At 43.5% G+C, this 22,710-nt stretch carries 16 protein-coding genes and 1 tRNA gene; 11 read left to right on the forward strand and 6 right to left on the reverse strand.

The features are described from left to right. Positions 1-416: 416 nt before the first annotated feature. Genes ACOCD9_RS14605 through ACOCD9_RS14620 form a run of 4 tightly spaced genes read left to right on the forward strand, consistent with a single transcriptional unit; the run spans position 417 to position 5,856 of the window. Positions 417-4,451 carry a magnesium chelatase subunit H gene (locus tag ACOCD9_RS14605; protein WP_419547852.1) on the forward strand — a complete coding sequence of 1,345 codons (4,035 nt, stop codon included), beginning with the start codon at positions 417-419 and terminating at the stop codon, positions 4,449-4,451. A gap of 60 nt (positions 4,452-4,511) precedes the next feature. Further along, the gene (locus ACOCD9_RS14610) at positions 4,512-5,108 is read left to right on the forward strand and encodes a hypothetical protein (RefSeq protein WP_002794452.1); all 597 of its coding nucleotides are present in this window, start codon (positions 4,512-4,514) and stop codon (positions 5,106-5,108) included. An 8-nt stretch (positions 5,109-5,116) separates the two neighbouring features. After that, complete coding sequence (locus ACOCD9_RS14615; protein ID WP_008196688.1) at positions 5,117-5,620, forward strand: hypothetical protein; 504 nt, start codon at positions 5,117-5,119, stop codon at positions 5,618-5,620. 8 nt (positions 5,621-5,628) lie between these two features. Then, positions 5,629-5,856 carry a type II toxin-antitoxin system HicB family antitoxin gene (locus ACOCD9_RS14620; RefSeq protein ID WP_287702868.1) on the forward strand — a complete coding sequence of 76 codons (228 nt, stop codon included), beginning with the start codon at positions 5,629-5,631 and terminating at the stop codon, positions 5,854-5,856. 268 nt (positions 5,857-6,124) lie between these two features. Here the strand turns inward: ACOCD9_RS14620 and ACOCD9_RS14625 are convergent, their stop codons facing one another. Continuing rightward, entirely contained in the window at positions 6,125-6,316 is a 192-nt protein-coding gene (locus ACOCD9_RS14625; protein ID WP_287714862.1) for a hypothetical protein, read from the reverse strand. A gap of 471 nt (positions 6,317-6,787) precedes the next feature. Here ACOCD9_RS14625 and ACOCD9_RS14630 point away from each other — a divergent pair, with 471 nt between their 5' ends. The 4 genes from ACOCD9_RS14630 (at position 6,788) to ACOCD9_RS14645 (ending at position 12,831) form a co-directional block, all read left to right on the forward strand. Then, positions 6,788-7,744 (forward strand): ribonuclease Z, encoded by a 957-nt coding sequence (locus ACOCD9_RS14630; RefSeq protein WP_287702872.1) that lies wholly within the window; start codon positions 6,788-6,790, stop codon positions 7,742-7,744. Positions 7,745-7,746: 2 nt separating this feature from the next. After that, entirely contained in the window at positions 7,747-10,983 is a 3,237-nt protein-coding gene (locus ACOCD9_RS14635; protein WP_419547853.1) for a tubulin-like doman-containing protein, read from the forward strand. 364 nt (positions 10,984-11,347) lie between these two features. Continuing rightward, positions 11,348-12,274 (forward strand): ornithine carbamoyltransferase, encoded by a 927-nt coding sequence (argF, locus tag ACOCD9_RS14640; RefSeq protein ID WP_002762401.1) that lies wholly within the window; start codon positions 11,348-11,350, stop codon positions 12,272-12,274. A 131-nt stretch (positions 12,275-12,405) separates the two neighbouring features. Continuing rightward, positions 12,406-12,831: a hypothetical protein gene (locus tag ACOCD9_RS14645; RefSeq protein ID WP_419547854.1), complete on the forward strand. Its 426-nt coding sequence runs from the start codon at positions 12,406-12,408 to the stop codon at positions 12,829-12,831. A gap of 50 nt (positions 12,832-12,881) precedes the next feature. Here the strand turns inward: ACOCD9_RS14645 and malQ are convergent, their stop codons facing one another. Together malQ and ACOCD9_RS14655 are read right to left on the reverse strand one after the other, a co-directional pair. Beyond that, on the reverse strand, positions 12,882-14,384 hold the full coding sequence (gene malQ, locus ACOCD9_RS14650; RefSeq protein ID WP_419547855.1) for a 4-alpha-glucanotransferase: 1,503 nt from the start codon (positions 14,382-14,384) through the stop codon (positions 12,882-12,884). A 369-nt stretch (positions 14,385-14,753) separates the two neighbouring features. Beyond that, entirely contained in the window at positions 14,754-14,882 is a 129-nt protein-coding gene (locus ACOCD9_RS14655; RefSeq protein WP_080602289.1) for a type I restriction endonuclease, read from the reverse strand. A 651-nt stretch (positions 14,883-15,533) separates the two neighbouring features. Here ACOCD9_RS14655 and ACOCD9_RS14660 point away from each other — a divergent pair. The 3 genes from ACOCD9_RS14660 to ACOCD9_RS14670 all read left to right on the forward strand — a co-directional run bounded on the left by ACOCD9_RS14660 (position 15,534) and on the right by ACOCD9_RS14670 (position 18,690). Next, on the forward strand, positions 15,534-16,592 hold the full coding sequence (locus tag ACOCD9_RS14660; protein WP_002803950.1) for a DNA cytosine methyltransferase: 1,059 nt from the start codon (positions 15,534-15,536) through the stop codon (positions 16,590-16,592). 50 nt (positions 16,593-16,642) lie between these two features. Then, positions 16,643-18,088: a hypothetical protein gene (locus tag ACOCD9_RS14665; protein ID WP_419547856.1), complete on the forward strand. Its 1,446-nt coding sequence runs from the start codon at positions 16,643-16,645 to the stop codon at positions 18,086-18,088. A gap of 176 nt (positions 18,089-18,264) precedes the next feature. Continuing rightward, on the forward strand, positions 18,265-18,690 hold the full coding sequence (locus tag ACOCD9_RS14670) for a lysozyme inhibitor LprI family protein (protein WP_002803944.1): 426 nt from the start codon (positions 18,265-18,267) through the stop codon (positions 18,688-18,690). 59 nt (positions 18,691-18,749) lie between these two features. Here the strand turns inward: ACOCD9_RS14670 and ACOCD9_RS14675 are convergent. From ACOCD9_RS14675 to ACOCD9_RS14685, 3 genes are all read right to left on the reverse strand, one after another. After that, positions 18,750-18,820 (reverse strand) — tRNA-Gly (locus ACOCD9_RS14675). Positions 18,821-18,905: 85 nt separating this feature from the next. Beyond that, on the reverse strand, positions 18,906-19,643 hold the full coding sequence (locus tag ACOCD9_RS14680) for an HAD family hydrolase (RefSeq protein WP_106909663.1): 738 nt from the start codon (positions 19,641-19,643) through the stop codon (positions 18,906-18,908). 414 nt (positions 19,644-20,057) lie between these two features. Further along, positions 20,058-22,487 (reverse strand): AAA family ATPase, encoded by a 2,430-nt coding sequence (locus tag ACOCD9_RS14685; protein WP_419547857.1) that lies wholly within the window; start codon positions 22,485-22,487, stop codon positions 20,058-20,060. Positions 22,488-22,710 lie beyond the last annotated feature (223 nt).

Genomic DNA, 22,710 nt, shown 5'->3' on the forward strand with positions numbered 1-22,710 from the left:
AGTTGCGAAGGCTAACATAGGGGGGGGGTAATGTCAAGTATTTTCAAGAAAATTAATATAATTTAATTAATTACGGAGGATTATCAGATCCTAACCCTGATCATGTTTGAACAGCGACATCTCGTCCGAGCTGCCATTTTCTACCACTTTTTATTAAAAAAGTCAATAGATTAAATATTAATTTTTGTAAAGAAAAGCTTGAGCAGTTACTCCGAAAGCTCTTTACCATCTGTTACAAAATATGGCAAGATATTTATCGAATTGTGTCAAAACCCAGAGTAAATACTCACTTGGGTTACATTTTCTGATACAAAACAGAAACATATATCTAAATACCTTAAACAAAGGGCGATCGTCATCTGATGACGAAAATCACTTCATACCAGACTCAGCAATAATAAGGAGAACCATCATATATGTTCACTCACGTCAAGTCCACCATTCGTCACATAGTTCCCGACGGGTTGAATGGTCGATCGCTGGTCAAGGTGGTCTATGTCGTGCTAGAACCTCAGTACCAAAGTGCGCTGAGTAGTGCGGTCAGGGAAATCAACGCTAACAACCGGAAACTAGCGATCGAAATTAGTGGTTATTTAATCGAAGAACTGCGCGATGCAGAAAATTATCGCAATTTTCAGGAGGATGTAGCCAAAGCTAATATTTTCATTGCTTCTCTTATCTTTATCGAAGATTTAGCCGATAAAGTTGTGGCCGCTGTCGGTCCCCATCGGGATAAATTAGATGCGGCGATTGTCTTTCCCTCTATGCCCCAGGTAATGCGCTTAAATAAGTTAGGCAGCTTTTCGATGGCTCAATTGGGACAGTCTAAGAGTGTCATCGCTAATTTTATGAAAAAGCGCAGGGAAAACTCCGGCGCTGGTTTCCAAGATGCGATGTTAAAGTTATTGCGAACTTTACCGCAAGTCCTGAAATACCTCCCCATGGAAAAAGCTCAGGACGCACGCAACTTTATGTTAAGTTTCCAGTATTGGCTGGGGGGTTCGGCAGAAAATTTAGAGAATTTCCTGTTAATGTTGGCCGATAAGTACGTCTTTGATAACAAGGATGACAGTGTAGTTTACAAAGAACCGGTAGTTTATCCGGATCTGGGTATCTGGCATCCTTTATCGATGAAAATGTGGTCGGATGTCAAGGAATACTTCGCTTGGTACAATAACCGCAGTGATATTGCTGATGACCTAAAAGACCCCTTGGCTCCCTGTGTGGGCTTAATTTTACAGAGAACTCACCTGGTTACTGGTGATGACGCTCATTATGTCGCTCTCGTGCAGGAATTTGAGTCTATGGGTGCGCGAGTCCTTCCTGTTTTTGCTGGGGGATTAGATTTTTCTAAACCGGTAGAGGAATACTTCTGGGATAAAAGCTTAAAAGGAGTGGAAGCGGTTGCTATCGTTGACACAGTAATTTCCCTGACAGGATTTGCTTTAGTGGGGGGTCCAGCGCGACAAGATCATCGGTCAGCGATAGAATCTTTAAAACGTCTCAATCGTCCCTATATGTGCGCGTTACCGCTAGTTTTCCAAACTACTCAGGAATGGGAAGAAAGCGATTTGGGGTTACACCCGATTCAAGTGGCGCTACAGATTGCTATTCCGGAATTAGACGGTGCGATCGAACCTATTATATTATCGGGCCGGGATGGGGCGACGGGTAAAGCGATCGCTTTACAGGATCGGGTAGAAGCGATCGCTCAACGGGCGCTAAAATGGGCTAACCTAAGAAAGAAACCGAAACTGAATAAAAAAGTCGCCATCACTGTGTTTAGTTTCCCCCCTGATAAGGGGAATGTGGGAACCGCAGCCTATCTAGATGTGTTCGGTTCTATCTACGAGGTGATGCAAGCTTTACAAAATAATGGTTATGACTTGCAGGACTTACCCGCATCTCCCAAAGAACTGATGGAAGCGGTAATCCATGATGCCACCGCACAGTACCATAGTCCGGAGCTAAATATCGCCTATCGGATGTCTGTACCGGAATACGAGCGTTTAACCCCCTATTCTGTCCGTTTAGAGGAAAATTGGGGACCACCACCTGGACATCTCAACAGTGATGGACAAAATCTGTTAATCTACGGGAAAGAGTTCGGTAATGTCTTTATCGGGGTTCAACCTACCTTCGGTTATGAAGGGGATCCGATGCGTCTGCTATTTTCTCGTTCTGCTAGTCCCCACCACGGTTTTGCAGCCTACTATACCTATCTCAATCAAGTCTGGAAAGCAGACGCGGTTCTCCATTTTGGCACCCACGGTTCCCTAGAATTTATGCCGGGGAAACAGATGGGAATGTCTGGGGAATGCTACCCCGATAACCTCATCGGGATGATTCCCAATCTCTACTATTATGCCGCTAATAATCCGAGCGAAGCGACAATCGCTAAACGTCGCAGTTATGCGGAAACCATCTCCTATCTTACTCCCCCCGCAGAAAATGCTGGACTCTACAAAGGGTTAAAAGAATTAAGCGAGTTGATCGGTTCCTACCAAACCCTGAAGGATAGTGGGCGTGGGGTGCAAATTGTCAATACTATTGTCGATAAATGTCGCTTAGTCAATCTTGACAAAGATATAAGTTTACCTGCTTGCCCTGAGCCAGGCCGAAGGGATAGTGACACTGCCCATCTCAGTCAAGAGGAACGGGATAATATCGTCGGTTCCGTCTATCGTAAACTGATGGAAATTGAATCGCGCTTGCTTCCCTGCGGACTTCACGTTATTGGGAAACCCCCCTCGGCGGAAGAGGCGGTGGCAACTTTGGTCAATATTGCCAGTTTAGACCGGGAAGAGGACGATTTACTTTCCTTACCCCGGATTATTGCTAACAGCATCGGCCGGGATATAGAGGAAGTTTATCGCAATAGCGATCGAGGTGTGCTGGAGGATGTGGAACTACTGCAAAACATCACCCTCGCGACTCGCGCTGCCGTCGCAACTTTAGTCAAGTCCCAAACCGACGGGTCAGGTCGGGTATCGATGCTTTCTAAGCTGAATTTCTTGAATATAGGCAAGAACCCTTCGACTTCGCTCAGGGCAAGATCGCCTTGGCTGGAAACTTTACGGTCGATGGGTTATCCACAAGTTGATCCGGTGGCGTTAAAACCCCTGTTTGAATACCTAGAATTCTGTTTAGAACAGGTCTGTGCTGATAATGAATTGGGGGCCCTATTAAAAGCATTGGAAGGGGAATACGTTCTTCCCGGTCCTGGTGGCGACCCCATCCGTAACCCCGGAGTTTTACCGACGGGTAAAAATATCCACGCTTTAGACCCCCAGTCTATCCCGACCCTAGCGGCGGTAAAATCGGCTAAAATCGTGGTGGATCGTCTGTTAGAACGGCAAAAACTGGATAATGGCGGTAAATATCCTGAAACTATCGCTTGTGTTCTCTGGGGAACGGATAATATCAAAACTTATGGGGAATCCCTAGCACAAATTCTCTGGATGGTGGGGGTTCGTCCTCTTCCCGATGCTTTGGGACGGGTGAATAAACTGGAATTGATTCCCCTAGAGGAGTTAGGAAGACCGCGCATTGATGTGGTGGTGAATTGTTCTGGTGTCTTCCGGGATTTATTTATCAATCAGATGAATTTGCTTGACCAAGGCGTAAAAATGGCTGCGGAGGCAAATGAACCGATGGAGATGAATTATGTCCGCAAACACGCTAGGTCACAAGCAAAAGAGATGGGTTTAACGGTTCGACAGGCAGCCACCCGCATCTTTTCTAATGCTTCTGGTTCCTATTCTTCTAATATCAATCTCGCGGTGGAAAATAGCAGTTGGGAAGATGAAAAAGAGTTACAGAATATGTATCTCAACCGCAAGGGTTTTGCTTTCGACTCTGATAATCCGGGGATGATGGCCGATAATCGTCAGTTGTTTGAAGCATCTTTAAAAACTGCGGAGGCAACTTTCCAAAACTTGGATTCTAGCGAGATTAGTTTAACCGATGTTTCCCACTATTTCGACTCGGACCCGACAAAAGTTGTCGCTAGTTTACGCGATGATGGCAAAAAACCGGCGGCCTATATTGCTGATACTACCACCGCTAATGCTCAGGTGCGTACTTTATCGGAAACCGTGCGCTTGGATACCCGCACCAAGTTACTCAATCCCAAATGGTACGAGGGAATGTTAAGTCACGGTTACGAAGGAGTCCGAGAATTATCGAAGCGTTTGGTTAATACGATGGGATGGTCGGCAACTGCTGATGCGGTGGATAATTGGGTTTATGAAGATGTGAACACCACTTTTATTCAAGATGAGGAAATGTGTCAGCGTCTGATGAATCTCAATCCTAATTCTTTCCGCAAGATGGTGGGAACCCTGCTAGAAGTTAATGGTCGCGGTTACTGGGAAACTTCTCAAGAGAATTTAGACCGCTTACAGGAACTTTATCAAGAAGTGGAGGACCGTATCGAAGGAATCGAGTAGAATAGATAGATAAGACTTGAGAGACTGGCTAATCACCGGTCTCTTGAGTTTTGAACAAAGATGAAAAATAACTTTTGGGGGTTAATCTGGTCTAGTTTTAACGAAATTCAAGGGGTTTTACTCGGTCTTCTTGGATTTTTAGGAGGTATTGCCTTAATTCGTTATCCATTCAATACTTCTATCCCTCTAGATCTAGTAATTATTGTCAGTTTCTTCACCCTACTGTTTATAGCCACTTTGTTAAGTGCTGTTAACACACTTCTTAGACAGAAGCAAAAATTAGAGGCAGAAGTTAAGCAACTTCAGGAGGTAAACCAAAATTTAGAAAATATTATTAAACAGGGAATTACTCCCAGGATTTTGAGGTCTCAAAAGCAAGGAAATAATAATATTTTATGCCTTCTTGATTCCTCTAGTCTGTTTACGATCGAGTTACTTGTCTCTTTTTATTATACCGATGAAGATGGGTTTGAAAGATTAATAGGAGAGGGTTTTGTTGAATATATTAATCCAAAGGACGGCAAGATACACGCGATCATTGACAAACCTCAAACAATCTATCAGGTAATTCTAGATCGATTGGCGAGTAACGATTTAAAAATTATTCAAGAAACCAGAGTCAGACCTGGCGTTCTTAGAAAACATAGTTCACCATAGAGGAAAATATGGAAAATGTAGCCGAAAAACCCATTTTATCTCCTAAAGGAACCTTTCCCGCCAAAGTTGTCAAAGTTATTGACGACTATAAATTAGTGATCAATAGAGGTGAAATTAGTGGAATTCGAGAAGGTCAAAGAATGTTAGTTTACAATACCAGCGAAGAGGAAATAAAAGATCCTCAGACTGGTGAGTCTTTAGGCTATCTTGACTTAGTGAGAGGGACGGGGACAATTACTTTTGTTCAAGAAAAAATATCGATTTTACAATCGGATAGAAGCAATAATAAAGGATCTAGATTGCTGGAGTTATTGCTTAAAGAACAAGAAACCCCGTCCGATTTGATAGGAAAATTCTTAAAAAGAGCCGTAGGAGCGAATTCTAAGAACGATAAAAAGCCAATATCCGAGCTAATAAATCGTGAATTGTTAAATAAACTGCTAGTACGGGAATTATCCGAAACGTTACCTTTTGAAAACCCTCAAATTGGCGACTCGGTTAGACCTATTTAGACCTATCGATGGAACAACCAATATTAGAAGACTTTCTATCTCTTAAATATCCGATTTCAATTTATCCCGAAGAAGAGGGCGGATACACTGCGTTAATTCCCAATTTACCCGGATGTATGAGTCAGGGGGAAACTTTAGAGGAAGTGATTATTAATATTGAAGAAGCGAGAAAATTATGGATAGAGACGGTTTATGTTAGTGGTAAAAAAGCAATTACTTTGCTTTCTAAAAGGTGAATAAATATCCCCGTAAATTGTTGCGGGAATCTAAAGATGAAGAGATTGAAAAATGTCAAAATAATGAATAATTAGGGCTTGCTGAATAATGGTAAAACCCTTCTAAAATAAGGCTTTTGACCTGTTAAAATCCGATGTTCATGCTGCGAAAATCGGATTGGGACCCTCAAAAACCTGGCATTATCCTTTTTATAGTACACAAATTGGTACAAAAAGAGAGGGCAACAAAGCCTGAAACGACCGACGACCGGCTACTGACGACCGAATCCTAACCCCACCAATACACTTTTTCAGCAAACCCTAAGTAGGCCATAGTTTTTGAAATTTGGTATGATTCCTGACTGGAAAGACGGTGTAGGGTGTAGGGAAGGAAACCTCTTTCATCTGTGGGGGTGAAAATTTTTTCATCGGGACTGACTTCTAACCCCATGTTGCTTAAAGATAAGCAAAAATTATCCATTGACTCCACAAACTTGAGAATATTTAAATTAACATTCCGCAATATTTACAAGTTCTTAAGAATTAATTGAGAAATATTTTTATTTAACAACGATGTTATCATGGTTACAGCGATTTTACTGAATTTCACAATGGGTTCTTCTGTGCTTTTTTGGGCAGCAATGACTGAACCCCTTGCCACATCTACAAGGTGATCCTAACTAAGACGGTTAAATCAGTCAATTTCACCCATAACGATGATCTTTTTTTTGTGTAGTTTTATTGCAAAAAAAAAGTTTTTTTGACAAAAAGCACAAAGTATGATAGATGCGCCAACCTATTTCTGGCTGCGAGTAATTATTGCAGAGTTAGGTCAAAATCAGGGGATTTCCTGTTTCCAAGTGATCAAATACAGAAAAGCAGCAATTCGATCGAGAAACCGATAAAAACAGCCTAGACTAGAAAAAGAATCCTCTATCCTGACAGCTATCCTGTGGAGATTACTTTTTTAGGAACCAGTTCTGGGGTTCCCACTCGTTCCCGCAATGTCTCTAGTATCGCCCTTCGTTTGCCGCAACGGGCGGAAATATGGCTGTTTGACTGTGGAGAAGGAACTCAACACCAGTTACTGCGTAGCGACCTAAAAAGTTCCCAAATCCGACGCATTTTTATCACCCACATGCACGGAGATCATATCTTTGGTTTAATGGGACTGTTAGCCAGTATCGGATTAGCCGGTTCTGCTCAGGATATTGATATCTACGGACCCCCCGGACTAGCGGAATATCTGCGTGCTTGTGCTAAGTATTCCTATACTAATTTAGCCAATCGGGTGCGTGTCCATGCCGTTTCCCCCGGCATACTCTACGAAGATGAAGAATTTACCGTCTCCTGTCAGCTACTAAAACATCGTATTCCCGCCCACGGTTATCGTATCGCCGAAAAAGACCGTCCAGGACGTTTTGATGTGGAAAAAGCCAACGCTTTGGGTATTCCCCCCGGACCGATTTACGGCAAGCTGAAAAGAGGGGAAACTGTCACCCTTCCCGATGGCAGAAAAATTCGCGGTCAGTCCCTCTGCGGAGAAACGGAAATCGGCCGTAAAATTGCCTATTGTACCGATACTATTTTCTGTGAAGGCTCGATCGAATTGGCACAGAATGCAGATGTGCTAATTCATGAGGCGACTTTTGCTCACCAAGATGCCGGGTTAGCCTTTGAAAGTGTTCACTCCACTTCAACGATGGCAGCCCAAGTGGCCTTGGCAGCCCAGGTAAAATTGTTATTAATGACCCATTTTAGCCCCCGTTATCTACCGGGTAATTCTCTGGATATTTCCAATCTGTTAGAGGAAGCGCGGGCGATTTTTCCTAACACTAAATTAGCCTACGATTTCCTCACCTACGAAGTCCCCCGCAACCGTCAAGAAATGGCCTTAGGAGTTAAATAATTATGCCAGCAGCAGTAGAAGAAAAAAGCATGGTTCCCACGGTTTTAGTGGGTATTGGTGGCACGGGTAACGAAATTTTATCGCGATTGCGTCGCTTAATCGAGGAAAGTTATGGCAGTTTGAGTAATTTTCCGATTGTCAGTTTTTTGGTGGTTGATACGGATAAGGATTATAAAATCAGTAATCCTGAAGCTGCTGGCAGTGCTTTTAAAGATAACGAAAAACACTGGGCCCGGGTGAGTGGAAAACAGGTACAGGAGATGGTATCTGACATGGATAGATATCCCTGGATTAATAGTTGGTTTCCCCCAGAATTAGAGAGAAATATTACTTCCCTAGAAGCGGGAGCGGGACAAATTCGCGCCTGTGGTCGTTTTGCTTTATTTTGTAATTATCATGAGATCCAAAGAAAATTTCTAGACGCGGTGAGACGGGTAAAAGGGCAAGAAAACTTTATGCTCGATCGCTATGGAATTAAAGTTAATAATACTGCTATTAATGTCTTTACTACGGGGTCTTTAAACGGTGGTACGGGTAGCGGAATGTTAATCGATATAGGTTACTGTATTCGTAATTGGTTACGAGGGGAAAGTAGTCCTTTGAGTACGGCAATTGTTCCGACTCCTGAAGCATTTGCGGGGATTAGTGTCGGCGATCGAGTTTTGGCTAATGGTTACGCTGCCCTGATGGAATTAAATTACTTTTCTGACTACAGAACCGAATATCATCAACAGTTTAGCAGTGGTTTGGTCGATGAAGTGGTTAGTAAATTACCACCCTTTGATTTTACCTATTTAGTGGGGACAAAAAACGGCGAAGGTGATTTTAAACTCGGTCAAATTCGGGAAATGATCGCCCAAAATATCTTCCTAGATATGACCTCTGATTTTGCCCCCCATAAGCGTTCCATTAGAGATAATATTAAGGGTTCTTGGGCGCAAGCTGACCCGGGAGGTCGCGGTTATCCTAAGCAATTTATGAGTTTTGGGCTATCAACTATTGAAATTCCTATTGCCCAAATTCGTGCCTCCTTATCGGAACGTTTAGCCAAAGATTTAATTAATTGGTGGCTGAATGATTCCGTGATTTTGCCCGCTCAAATGTTGGAGTTAGTCAGAGGTGATATCCTCAAAAGAATGCGCTTGAGCGAAGGGGAATTAATTATGGATTTATGTGCCGACAAGGATCGCTCTTTAATTGCCATAATCTCCCAATGGATTAACGAAACTCGTCAGGAAATCAATCAAGATAATTGGCTATCTTGTACCAAACAGGGTGTTAATATTTTAGGTAATGAACAGGGAAAAATCCTGCAATTTATTAATGATTATTTAACGCCAAGAGTCGAGGAATTTAAACGCAATCATTTACTAGAATTGAGTCCCGATGAACGGCTGCACGGCGATTACCTGAAAAAGATTTATAGTAACCGGGATGAAATTATTCAACGGGGTAAAAAGTCTCTAGAAATGGAGTTTTATAATATCCTTGAGGATCGAAATCGTGGGGTAAAATTTGCCGAGAGTTTTATTGTTTCAGTACGACAAATCTTCACCGACATAGCGGAAAAATTCCGTCGCGATCAAGAACAGGTTTGGAGTCAAAACGAAAGTAAACGTCAACGGGAATACGACACAGCCTTGGCAGAAATTAATGATCTGAAAGATAAACTTCATATCTCGAAAAAAGATAAGATGGAAGAATATTGTGAACAAGCTTTAACGGGATTGGAAGGTCATTTAATGGCCAATATTCAACGAAAAACCAGAGGTGCAGGAGTAGAGGTTATTAATCGTTTACTGGAACATCTCAATCAATTAGAAAGCCGGTTTAATCGCTTTCGTCAGAAATTAATTCAAAGTCGCGATCTATTTAATCTCCAGTCTAATCAACAGATTGATAGTGCCGATGCTTTGTTAATTAATGGGATTAAATTATTTGAAAGACAAGAATTAAATAGTCTTTATCAAGACTTTATCGAACAATTTGCCTCCGGGATTGCTGGTAACAAAAATGCCTACGATACGGGTATGGATAACCTTTGTTTACCCCTCTCAGAAGAGATTTTAAAGCAATCTAGCCCCCTCTGGAAAGAAACGCGCCGCGCCGATGAAAATATGCGTTTATTTGACATCACCGAGATTGCCGATATTCGTCAAAGAGATTTTCAACAAGTTATCCTAAATCAAGCTAATCAACTACTACAAAATGCCCCCGCTAGTAGTCGCATTCAGCAGGAATTAGCCGCTTGTGATCGCTTGTTAAAAATTTATAACAACGATGCCGATATTATCAATAATCTTCGCATTGCCTACCAAAAATCGCGACCCCTAATTATGCTCAATCCTGCGGTTTTGCGGGGAAAAGATGCGGGTTTTACACCGCAATTAAATCAAAATGTTGCCCTGATTGGAGGAAGAAATACCAGTAACCCAGCAGCCCAAAAAATTATTCCGAAACTGCGGGAATTTATTGCCAACGAAGACGATATTAAACCCTTGGGAGACGTGGAAAAATATCGTCTTGTCTTCGTGCAGGAAATTGGCGGTTTTTCCCTACGTTGTCTCGAGGGAATGCGAGAACTGCGGCAATCCTATCAGGACTGGAAAGGAGAGTTTATTCTTGCTAAACGCGCCCAACAAATGGGTGAAAATCGCGATTTACCCATCCCCGTACATATCCAAAAGGAACCTCCTTTCTGGGATGTTTTTCCCGAAGATCCGAGTATTTATCAATTGGTGGTGACTGCCCGAGCTTTAAAAGTGCTTTTTCCAGAAGTCAATCGAGTCACTAATGAGAAAACAATTCGCTATGAAATTAAAACCGCAACGGGATTAAAAAAAGTCGATATCGCCACCAGTTGGGAAGATGCGGTACAGGTGTTAGAAGTAAAAGCTTGTCGCGAAGATAAGGAAAAAATTCAAAGTCAGGTGACGGCTAAGTTACAGGCTGCAGCCACTCCCGAGAAAAAACAAGCTTTGTATCGGACTTTCATTGAATATTTACAACAACGTTCCGAGGAGTTGACAGGAGGAAAAGATAATACAGAATATAAACGGGAAGATGCAATTATTTTGCAGTTAATCCATAACTATAAGTTGGATAGCGGTGGAGAAATTCCTCTTTCTTCGGTGACGGAAGTGGTTAACCCAGCTTTAATTATCTGCGGTAATTGTGGACACAAAAACCCGCCCTCGTCTAATTTTTGTTCTAAGTGTGGGGCAAAATTAGTTAAGTAGAAATTAGATTTTGGGTTTGATCCCCCTGCCCCCCTTGATAAGGGGGGTGCCGATAGGCGGGGGGATCTACCTTGATAAGGGGGGTGCCGATAGGCGGGGGGATCTACCTTGATAAGGGGGGTGCCGATAGGCGGGGGGATCTACCTTGATAAGGGGTGAATCTGACAATGTTTAACACCTACCTAATTTAACAGAAAAATTGGGGGTGTTAGCTGGACTAACATCCCCCAAAATGAAAATTTTCGGGAAAAATTGCCTAATAGCGAAAAAACTGGATTATAATAAGGTCTTTACTCAAGATTTTTGCTAATCGCTAACTGCCATAAAGCCCAATCAAGACCCCTGTTTATCGAGAGAAAAACCAATGGTAGCCACTTTAAAAGGACGAGATGTTTTAAGAATAACCGACATGAGTAGCGAAGAAATCAGCGCCCTACTCAATCTATCGGCACAGCTTAAAGCTGGCACTCTTAACCCTAGCTGCAAAAAAGTCTTAGGATTGCTATTTTATAAAGCTTCCACTCGGACCCGGGTTTCCTTTACCGTCGCCATGTACCAGTTAGGGGGACAGGTGATCGATCTTAATCCCAGTGTAACCCAAGTGGGACGAGGGGAACCCTTAGCCGATACAGCCCGGGTACTCGATCGCTATCTCGATATTCTCGCGGTTCGCACCTTTAAACAAGAGGATTTAGAAGCTTTTGCCAATTACTCGCGCATCCCGATTATCAACGCTTTAACGGATTTAGAACATCCCTGCCAGATATTAGCCGATTTACAGACTATCCAAGAGACTTTTCAGACTTTAAGGGGAATTAACCTCACCTATGTGGGGGATGGTAATAATGTCGCTAATTCTCTCCTCTTGGGTGGTGCTTTGATGGGGTTAAATGTGCGGGTTGCCTCCCCCGCAAACTATCAACCGGATGGGGAAATTGTCGCCAGCGCCCAGGCTATTGGCGAGAAAACCGGTAGTAAAATCCTAATTACCGACGATCCCGTTACCGCCGTAAAAGACTCTCAGGTGGTCTATACTGATGTCTGGGCGAGTATGGGACAGGAAAGCCTCGCTGATGCCCGAATTCCCGTTTTTCAGCCCTACCAAGTCAACGAACAGCTAATGAGTCACGCTGACAAAGATGCGATTATTCTCCATTGTTTGCCTGCTCACCGGGGTGAAGAAATTACCGACGGGGCGATCGAGGGTGTACAATCAAAAGTCTGGGAACAAGCGGAGAATCGGATGCACGCCCAAAAAGCTTTAATGGTGAGTTTATTGGGATTAATCTAGCTCCCGATGCTCAGTTACTAAAATAATTATTAAACTCGATCATCAATCATCCTAAGACCTGTCCGACACCGGAAGTTAACGCTAGGATTGATGGTAAGAGCAATAATCAGGGCAGCCTCCACACAAACTATATGTCAGACACCTCCGCCGTTAAACAATATCTCGCCCATTGGTTTCAATTGGGAAAAAAAGTTGTTTGTCCCAAAAACCAAGCTATGCTATTTCCGCTGCCTATTTTCAATGCTGATCGCTATTCGTCGGAGTTTGAGGATTGTTGGCAAAAAATGCTTGATCCTCAAAGTGGCGATTGTTACCTAGAAGGTACTCAACAAACCATCCAAGACTTACTTTCCCCTCAATGGGAATTTCACCCCTGCGCTCGTTGTACTATACCCGTACCAATTGAAGTGCTGGGCCAATCGGGTTTATCCTGTCCCTGCCATGATTTGAGTAATTGGCCCAATTTAGAATTACCCCTACCCCATTTACCCGTCAATAGTCAAGAAAATCTCGATCGCATCCGGCAAAGATTGCTAAAAAATTCTCCCTCACATTAACCGGACAAAAAGAGACGTTAGGGGTAACGTCTCGACAAAAGGATTGGGATTTAACGATTTCTGCCAAAAAGATTGACTAAATCTCGCAATCTCTCGCTATATTCTCCGGTTAAAGCTTCCTGACGATAGCGCCATGACCAATTGCCTTCTGGGACACTGGGGGTATTCATACGCGCATCCGATCCTAAACCTAACACATCCTGTAACGGTACGATCGCCTGATTAGCCACGGAACTATAGGCCAGTCGAATCAGATCCCAAGCCACTCCCTGACCACTGGGAGCGCCAAGATATTGATAAAGTCGCGCTTTTTCGTAGTCATTAGCGTTATCCTGAAACCAGCCCACAGTGGTATTATTATCGTGAGTGCCGGTATAAATCACACAGTTGCGTTCGACGTTGAAAGGAAGATAGGGATTACCCGCATCACCCCCAAAAGCAAAGTGGAGAATCTTCATCCCGGGGAAGGCAAAGTGATCGCGAAAATCTAGGACTGCTTGGTCGATATCGCCCAAATCTTCGGCAATAATCGGCAATTTACCTAAACGAGCGCCAATAGTATTAAAGAGATCATAACCCGGGGCCTTGAGCCAACGACCATTAATAGCGTTTTCCTGGCCGAAAGCCACCGCCCAATAGGCTTCTAATCCGCGAAAATGATCGATACGGATGATATCGACTAGGGAAAGAACCGCTTTTAAACGACGTACCCACCATTCAAAGCCCGTATTTTTGAGATAATCCCAGTTATAAAGAGGATTTCCCCATAATTGCCCCGTTTCTGAGAAATAATCCGGGGGAACCCCCGCCACTTCCAAGGGATTACCGGTTTGCGGATCCAGTCGGAAAACCTGCGGATTTGCCCAAACATCGGCACTATTATGGGAGACATAAATGGGGATATCACCGATAATCTCGATACCGAGGGAGTTAGCATAGCGTTTTAGGGCTAACCACTGCTCAAAAAACTCAAATTGCAGGAATTTGTGCAGAAAAATCTCCTCTTGTAACTCCTGTTTCGGTGTTTCCAACGCACCCCAATGACGTTCGCGAATTTCTGTCGGCCATTCCATCCATGCTTTACCCTGGTAAGCGTGGGATAAAGCCATAAATAGGGCGTAATCCTCTAACCAATCGGCATTGCCAGCACAAAAGCCGGCAAACTGTTTGTAAAGAATTGTGTCAGAACCCTTGACAAAATTGCTCGCCGCCTTTCTAAGTAGGGGAATTTTCCAAGCGATTAATTTATCAAAATCCACTTGATCGAGGGGAAAATCGGGAATATCCTCGAAATCTGCCTCACTAAGCAGGTTTTTTTCCCGAAGAATATCGAGACTAATCAGGAGATGATTGCCGGCAATGGCACTAAAACTCATGTAGGGAGAGTTACCGTACCCTGTGGGGCCTAAAGGGAGAATTTGCCAGAGTTTTTGACCACTTTGAGCCAAAAAATCGATAAATTGATAGGCTTCCCTACCTAGTTCTCCAATCCCGTAACGGCCGGGGTGACTGGTGGGATGAAGCAAAATACCGCTAGAACGGCTAAAAGCCATGAAAAAACCCCCTTATCAATGATTCGGTTAGCAGTTATTAAGTGTTTAAAGCTGAATGCTCACTGCTATCTCCAAGCTAACCCGATCTCGATCGATAACGGCAATACTTAACAACTTTATTAGACCTATAGGACAAAATCAGGCATTACCGCCGTACATTAACAGATCATCTTTCCAGTGAAAAAGATTCCTTGGGATCACGTTCCACATGACCCGGGAGGAAAAACCGATCACTTCGGTGGCGGTGAAAATCATTTGGGGAACGAATAATACTAAATCTGGTTATTAAAAACTGATTATTGATTCCCCCTTTTGCCTATTGCTTCTTGCCTTTTGCCCGTCCTGATATGTAGCCTATGCTCAACGGATTTAGTATAATTCCCAAGTTTCTGTATGGTAACGACGGATCTGGTCGATACCCAGAGCGATAGCTTCATCTTTCTTGGGGTTTTTGCACTCGATCGCGAGGACCGGTATCCCGTTAATGAGGAAAACCACATCCTCCCGTCAAAAAGAGACGGTGTAAAGCCGGACTAGGGGACAAGGGGAGAAGCTGCACAAGCCAGTCAAAGAGAGGAGTAGGGGAGTGGCCAAAGAACCCTAGTAGAGCTATCAGGGCAGGGCCTGTCAAGAAGAAATTGTAACCGTTCAGGGGGCGATACAGTCCGCCGCGAACCTTATGCCTCCTGCACCCTTGACGGGGGACTGATTCCCGTTTGCATCTGAGGCAGGTCTGAGCCTAAGTTCTTAACTGAGGCGGATCTTCCGAAGCAGCTTATGGCCCCTCAACTCTCTGGCTTCACTGTTTGTCTAAAGGTGAAGTTAGGTTACCGTCAGCCACTAACCTAAAACCCTACAACACCTACTCTAAGGGGGTACAAAAGGTATATTTTCTGCTCGAAGTGGTACAAAACCACAAGTGTTGAATCTTAAGATTTGGGTGTTTGATACCAAAGTGTGCATTGGTTTTGATGATAGCAAATTTGCTCTGCTATTGACTCTATTCTCATGAGTGGAAGCTCAAATTTGCGCAAAGACTCCAAGTTTGTAAAGTTCTATATCGAGATTCAACACTTCTGGTACAAAACGTCGCCTTTTAAGCTACAATCCAATACCTAATGACTCTTTGGTTAACTAACTAAGACCTGCATGAACTCATATCTTACTGCATTAAATTCCCTAAGATTGCCTAAAGAAAAGAGGAACGAGCTTGTTGCAGTCTCCCTTTTTTCTGGAGGTGGAGGGCTAGATTTAGGTTTATCTCTTGCAGGGTTCAATTTCAAATACTCAAATGATGAAGTTCAATACTACTGTGATACCGTTTCTTATAACTTTCCTGATTGCGTAGCAGAAGCTAAAGATGTGAGAGATCTGAAAGGAGATGAAATCAAAGAAATAATTAAAACTGAAAAGATAAGCCTTATTGCAGGAGGACCACCCTGCCAAGCATTTAGCATACTAGGTAAAAGAGGTTCTTTTGCAGATGATCGAGGTCAACTTGTATTTGACTACATTCGTCTTATAAATGAGCTAAAACCGCAAGCTTTTGTTTTTGAAAATGTACCAGGATTGCTGACTCTTAACAACGGCGAGGACTGGGAGAAGCTTTATTATCACTTTCAAGTTGAGACAGGTTATGACATTTATACAGATATCCTAAATGCCGCCGATTATGGAGTACCGCAAATTAGGAAGAGAGTATTTGTTGTAGGCTTCTGTCAACCCGTTGAATTTAATTTTCCTTCACCTAGATATCGTGATCCGTCAAGCTTAGATTTGCTTAATCAGCACCTTCCAGACTGGATACCTGCAAAGTTAGCTTTAGAGCAGGTTGAGAATTTGCCTAATCATGATATTCGTATTCATGGTGACAGAGTTCGTAGTCGATACGAAAAAATTCCGCCTGGAAGTAGAGACAAAGTAGACCATACAGATAGAATCGATCCCGAAAAGCCTTCAGGGACAGTGCTAGTTGGTTCCAAGGCAGGTGGTGGCAGACCACATATCCATCCCTATGTTCCTCGTCATATTACAGTTCGGGAGGCAGCACGCCTTCAATCATTTCCAGATTGGTATAAGTTTCTAGGAACATCAACAGCACAGTATAGGCAGGTTGGTAATGCTGTCCCTCCACTTCTTGCTTTTGCTGTTGGGAAATCTATTCAAGATACATTAAAGACTCTGAGCAAGGAGGAGATAGCAGTTTGACACTTCCGTACCCAGGATACTCTTGGTCTTTTAATCATCACATGGGAAGGGTGAATTCAAGAGAGGTGTTTGCTCTTCTAGAGGCAGCTTATCGATTTAGACAATATCCAAATTATCGGGTTCTAGTTAATCAAGCTTTGGTTAGTGGCGGAGTATTCACTGCGAATATCAGAGCCGATTCTGGGCAAGTGGATACATGGCGTGACTATCAACAAATCCTTCCTGATTTGGGTCTAATTTACTCAACTAGATATATTAGACAACCACAATTAACATCGATTGGTCTCATGTATATCGATGGCACAATTGGTTACTCTGAACTCTTCTCTACTCAAGTTCTTGCTTACCAATATCCCAATGGACACAAAACAGACTTATCTCCAGCAGTGAGAGGAGAGTTATCACAAGCAGGAATAACAATTCCACCAAACCGAACAGAACTAGATGTTGATTCAGGAATTTTGATTAAGCCAGGAGTGCTAATTTTACAAATTCTGCTTGAGCTATATCGACAAGGTTATTCCCCAACTCTAGACAATCGTGAGTGCCTTCTAGCTCTTGTACCTACAATTCGCAATAGGGATTGGCAAGAGGCATATACAAGACTATTACAGGTGAGAGAGCGCGGTGATACATTTGAGGCTGATCAACGTAGGTTACGAGATATTCAGGAATGGTTTCAATTTTTAGGACAAAGCGACTTTGCGAGTAAACAAGGAAATAGAATTTCCTTGTCACCTACTGTTTTAGCAGATATCGACCAGCTTCAAGCTATTTTAGACTTTCATAGTGATCCAGCAACTTTCTGGATACCACAAAGTTCAATTGAACGCGAAAATGCCCTATCGTGGTACGGATTCTTCGGTAGCCCAAGCATTGAATCTCAATGGGTCACACCTGACGATTTGCGTAGTCAAGAATATCTTTCAGAAAACTATCCTGATCATGAATTGCTAGATGAAATTGATAGTCCTATGGTGGCTGTTGAGGTATCAGAAATCAACCTCAGACCTTTTTCACCCAACATTCCTGAAGTTGCCGAGTCAAATCCTAACGTTAACGTTGAAAATATCCTACAAGGACGAACACGGCTACGTGATAAAACTCGTCAGCATCAAGAACTCGTTGCAAGACTTGCAGCTAGACTAACTGAGCTTTCTTATAACGTATCAGATGATCCAAATTCAGTTGATTTACTCGCAGAAAAGAACGGCTTAGAGACTATTTTTGAAGTAAAAACTATTAACCCAAGAAACTTTCAACCTCGTATTCGCTTAGGAGTGGGACAACTATCAGAATATAGATACAGACGACAACTACAAACTCAAATAAGACCTCACTCAATCTTAGTTCTCGGAAATACTCTACAACTTCCAACGTGGGCAGATGGTTATTTCTCAACTGACATAAATATTGGTCTTCTGTGTGCTAGAGCAGATGCGTTTGTAGCTCTAACCCGTGGAGCAACAGAGTTGGAGGTGCAAAATGCAAGCTAATTTCCTTGAATTGCCCTTCCTTACCGATAAGCTTTGACACAGTCCTCACCAATAACTCAGGCAACCTAACTATGGATTATACGGAAACTTTTTATATATCACGCCAAATACACATTTTTTCAAGAATCTTTCCGCTTTCTGTTATTTTATTCTTACCGTCATTAAAATAAGTAGCCATGGACAAGTTTTTACTAACCGTATTAAGCATAGCCAGTTTATTTGCCGTCGGGATGACTACCCCTGGCATTGCAAGTCCCACATCTGGATCGACGAACTTGCAACTAGCTCAACGTCCTAACTGTAACAATCCCCAGACTCAAAGCCAAATGAACATTTGTGCCAGCATAGCTTATCAAAACGCCGATCGCAAGTTAAATCAAGTTTATCAACAACTACTGCCAAAACTGTCAGCTGCTCGCAAACAAAAATTAATTGCTGCCCAACAAGCTTGGATTAAGTTTAGAGACAGCAGTTGCGAATTTGAAAGAAGTGCCTATGAGGGAGGCTCTATAGCTCCCATGATTTACAGTAATTGTTTGGCAAATGTCACCGAGCAGCGTACCAAAGATTTACGGAGATATTTAGAAGATAGCGATCTCTAAGTCAGAATCGCCGTTGATATTACCGATAATTCCTTAGACGTTTACTGCACAACAACTTAAGCGGGTGAGGGGAATCGAACCCCTATCATTAGCTTGGAAGGCTAGGGTTTTACCACTAAACTACACCCGCATTTTCTTAGCACTTTCGTTAGCATAACACGAATTGCCGATTTTTACAAGTAGGGATTTTCAGCTTGTGAATCGCCTCTAGATGGTCATAGATCGCCTAAAAATCCCGATCGCTCCTTTTTATCCCCGATTTGGCTAAAAGTTTCTTCCACGCGATCGAGGTCTAGTTGGGAGAAATTATCGATCGCCCAGTTGGACACTCTCTGCATAAAATGGAAGGGGTAGGTATGAGCGATTCCCACCACCTGCATTCCCGCTCTTTTTGCCGCTTCGCAACCGGCAAAAGTATCTTCAATCACCAGACATTCCCAGGGTTGCAATTGCAGATTAAAATTCCAACGATTGAATCTTTCTACGGCCAGTAAATAACCATCCGGTTGAGGTTTACTGGTGCTAATCTCATCCCCGGTGACAATGACACTAAAATAATCCCCAAGGCCCGTCTGTTGCAAGATCGATTCTACTTCCGAGCGTATTGCTCCCGTCACCAAACCGATTTGTAGATCCCTGGCCTTAACCCGTTTTAAAAAAGAGTATATCTCTTCATAAATAGGAAGTTTCTCTAATTTTCCTAATCTTTCTCGGTATAAACTGGTTTTTTTGTTAATTAACTTAGTCAGATACTCCTCGGTCACTTGACGACCGCGACGGGTGAGAACATTACGCAAACAGACGCGATCGCTTCTTCCCAGACATAACTCCGCAAATTCCGACCCTAGGGGCAGTAAATTTTCCCCGAGCAAGATTTCATTGATTAACTCTTGATGGATTGGTTCATCATTGATGATCACCCCATTAAAATCGAACAGAACAGCCTTTAACATCAATCTTAGACAGAAAAGCTAATAAATACTCAGTGTTCTTGATTATACTAAAGTTTTTCGTCGGGGCCTGGGGGGTCTTGTCCCTTACCCCATCTCAACAAACAATTTTAACCGGAAAATTGCCAAGGCCTTGACAAATTTCCAGATTTGCTCTAATATTTTGTTATAGTGGGAATCCGTGCTGCCCTGTAACCCCCCTATTTGGGGCTGAAATATTAGCCAAAAATATAACAAAAGAATTTAGGGACCTGCGTGGGAATAATATCCCAACCGATCGGAGGGCGCAAGCTTTGCGCCCCTACAGTAACGGATTTTGTCCACAATGTAGGGGCGAACTGCGTTCGCCCAAAAGGTACATTAATGTAGGGGCGAACTGCGTTCGCCCAAAAGGTACATTATTAAAGCGCAAGTCCCTTAGGCCATTGTTTCCGATACCCAACGACGGAATAATTCCACAGCAATCCGATAATGGGAGTCTTGGCATTCGATGACATGATGATTTTCAAGGGTTTTTAGGGCCCGGTCGAGAGTTGTGGCAGTTAATCCGGTGCTGGACAGTAAATCTGCCCGGGTTAATCCTTGCAGATGGGGAGAAAGAACTATTAAAATTTCCTGTTGTCCGGCCGCATCTTGTTTAGCCTGTTTCCAGACACCCGTAAAATAATAATTCCCCCTTTGGAAAAACTCAGCATCGATGGCTTTTTCCACATCTTCCACCTGAAAACGAATATCTTGGGGACGTTGCAACTCAAAGACCTGTTTATTATAAAAACGTACCAGATGAAAGCCGATCAGTTGTACTAAATAGGGTTGACCGTGGGTAAGTTGATAAATTTTGTCCAAAGCGGATGGGGTATAGTCTAGGGGAAAATCCTCGTCTTCCCCAACGGGATTAGCGAGGATAACGCGAGTGGACTCAGGAGAGAGGAAACTAACTGGAATCGGGTAAACACTGCCAAAAAAAGGATGAAAATAATCGGCAGTCATCTCCTCTAGGGTATGTAATCCGGCAAAAACAAAAGCTAGACGCGGACTACTCTGGACAAGGGAACGCAGATAGCCGAGGAAATTCCGGGGGAGGGTATTCGCTTCGATTAAATCCTCAATTATCTCGAACTCATCGAGGGCAATAATTAAACCAGTTTTAGCTTTTTCCGGCAGAATCTGGCGCATCAGACGGTCTAAATAACGATTAAAATACATTTCTGGATGTTGGGAGATTTTTTCCTCTTCTGGGGCATCAATTGCCAAAGTTTGGGCGATTTCCTCAGCCATAGTCAGGAGAACTTCGGCTAGGCTGGTTACTGTGGCCAAGCGCTGTAAATTAATGTAGATAACCGACACATTTGGTGGAAGATATGCCTCCAGATTGCGTAGAATCGAAGTTTTACCCATGCGACGATGACCATAGAGAACTACGGAGGATAGGTTATCTCCGGACCACATTGACTGAAGTTCCCGCAGGATATCCCCACGACCAACAAAGCGTTTACCGATCACCGGATCACCGATAATGTAGGGATTAGGAATCGGTTGGGTAATAGTTACCGTTCCCACCGTTCCCGCGATGGATGTGCTAATTTCTGCCCATTTTTCGGCGATAGAAAGGATTAATTCTTTTTCTGCTTGGGGTAAAGTAGCCGCCTGTTGGTCGGTTATATCCCTTAATTCCCCGATAATCCGATTAAGAGCGAGGGATCTGGTCTGTTGGGAGTAACTTCTCTGGACTAAAGCCATTTCTGTGATAACTAGATTTAAACTGCTGATAGCTTGCCAAGTTTGCGGACGTAATGAAGGTTCTGCGGCAATGGGGGCAACCTCCAGGGAAGCGATACTATGGAGAGTTGCTGCCTGACTAAATCGGTGTAAAGTTTGGGCGAGGCTATACATTTCTTCCCCGTAGGCGAGGGAACGTACCACAGCAAAGGCTTTTTCGGCTTTTTCGGTGTCCTGTTGGTGAAGATACCAAAAACCGGCGGCGGCGGCACGAGCAGGGGTATCTAGACGGATTTTGCTGTGAGGAAGAGAAAACGGTTTCGCGGACGCATATTTTAACAATTGCCAATCGGAGGGATTTTCTGCCAGACGGGAGATGCGATAGATAATTTCTGCCTCTGGGAATTGCGATAAAACGCGGTTAACGGCGACAAGGACAGGAATAAACTGGCAGCTGTACCGAAAGTATTGATTGAGGTTATTAATAGCCGTTTCCCAGTCTTGCTGTAACCATTGTTGTAGAGTCGAGGTTAACCCCGGCAGCGGTAGAAGGGTAATACGGGGAAAAAGTCGCCCTTGGGGACCAGCCAAAAGCCCGATTAGCCAATTATCAGGACGGAAAAAGGCGAATATAAACCCCACGCCGGACACCCCGCCGAACACCACGCCGAACACCACGCCCCACCCCACGCCGGACACCACGCCGCACACCACGCCCGACACCACGCCGGACACCACGCCCAACACCACGCCGGACACCACGCCCAACACCACGCCCAACACCACGCCGTACACCACGCCGTACACCACGCGCACCCAATCAACAGAAAGTCCTAAATTTGCCGCTATGCTACAGATAATCAGAGGGGTAATTACAGTTAAGAGAAGACCCTGAATCCCTAGACGCAATTGTACGCGATGGTCGCGGAGAAATTGCATTTTATCGCGCCATGTTTTCTGTTCTGTTAATTTATCGCCGCCGCCTCTCGTTTCCACATACCAGCGCACTGCTTGGGGAAAATAAAACACCCAGTACAACAGCAAAAGATAATCAAAGGGATTCCATAAAGATAAATCGCGTTTGAGTTTAGGGGCGAGATTAATTCTGGGGACGGTGCTTTCCTTCATAATTTCTATCTCTAGCTATTTACCCGGTGATGGTTTATTAAGTAGTTAGGTGTTACTCAAGGTAGGATCAAACCCCCCTTATCAAGCTATCCATTAGTCACATCTTTCTTAACATAAAATTTGACAAAAAGAGAAAAGTGTGCAAGATGGCTCAAGGAGGTTCTATGGGGGAACTAATTTGATGAGATAGTTTCCAAGTCTGGCTGATATCATGTAACCTTCG

Source organism: Microcystis sp., from assembly GCF_048564745.1.
Taxonomy (GTDB): Bacteria; Cyanobacteriota; Cyanobacteriia; order Cyanobacteriales; family Microcystaceae; genus Microcystis; species Microcystis ichthyoblabe_A.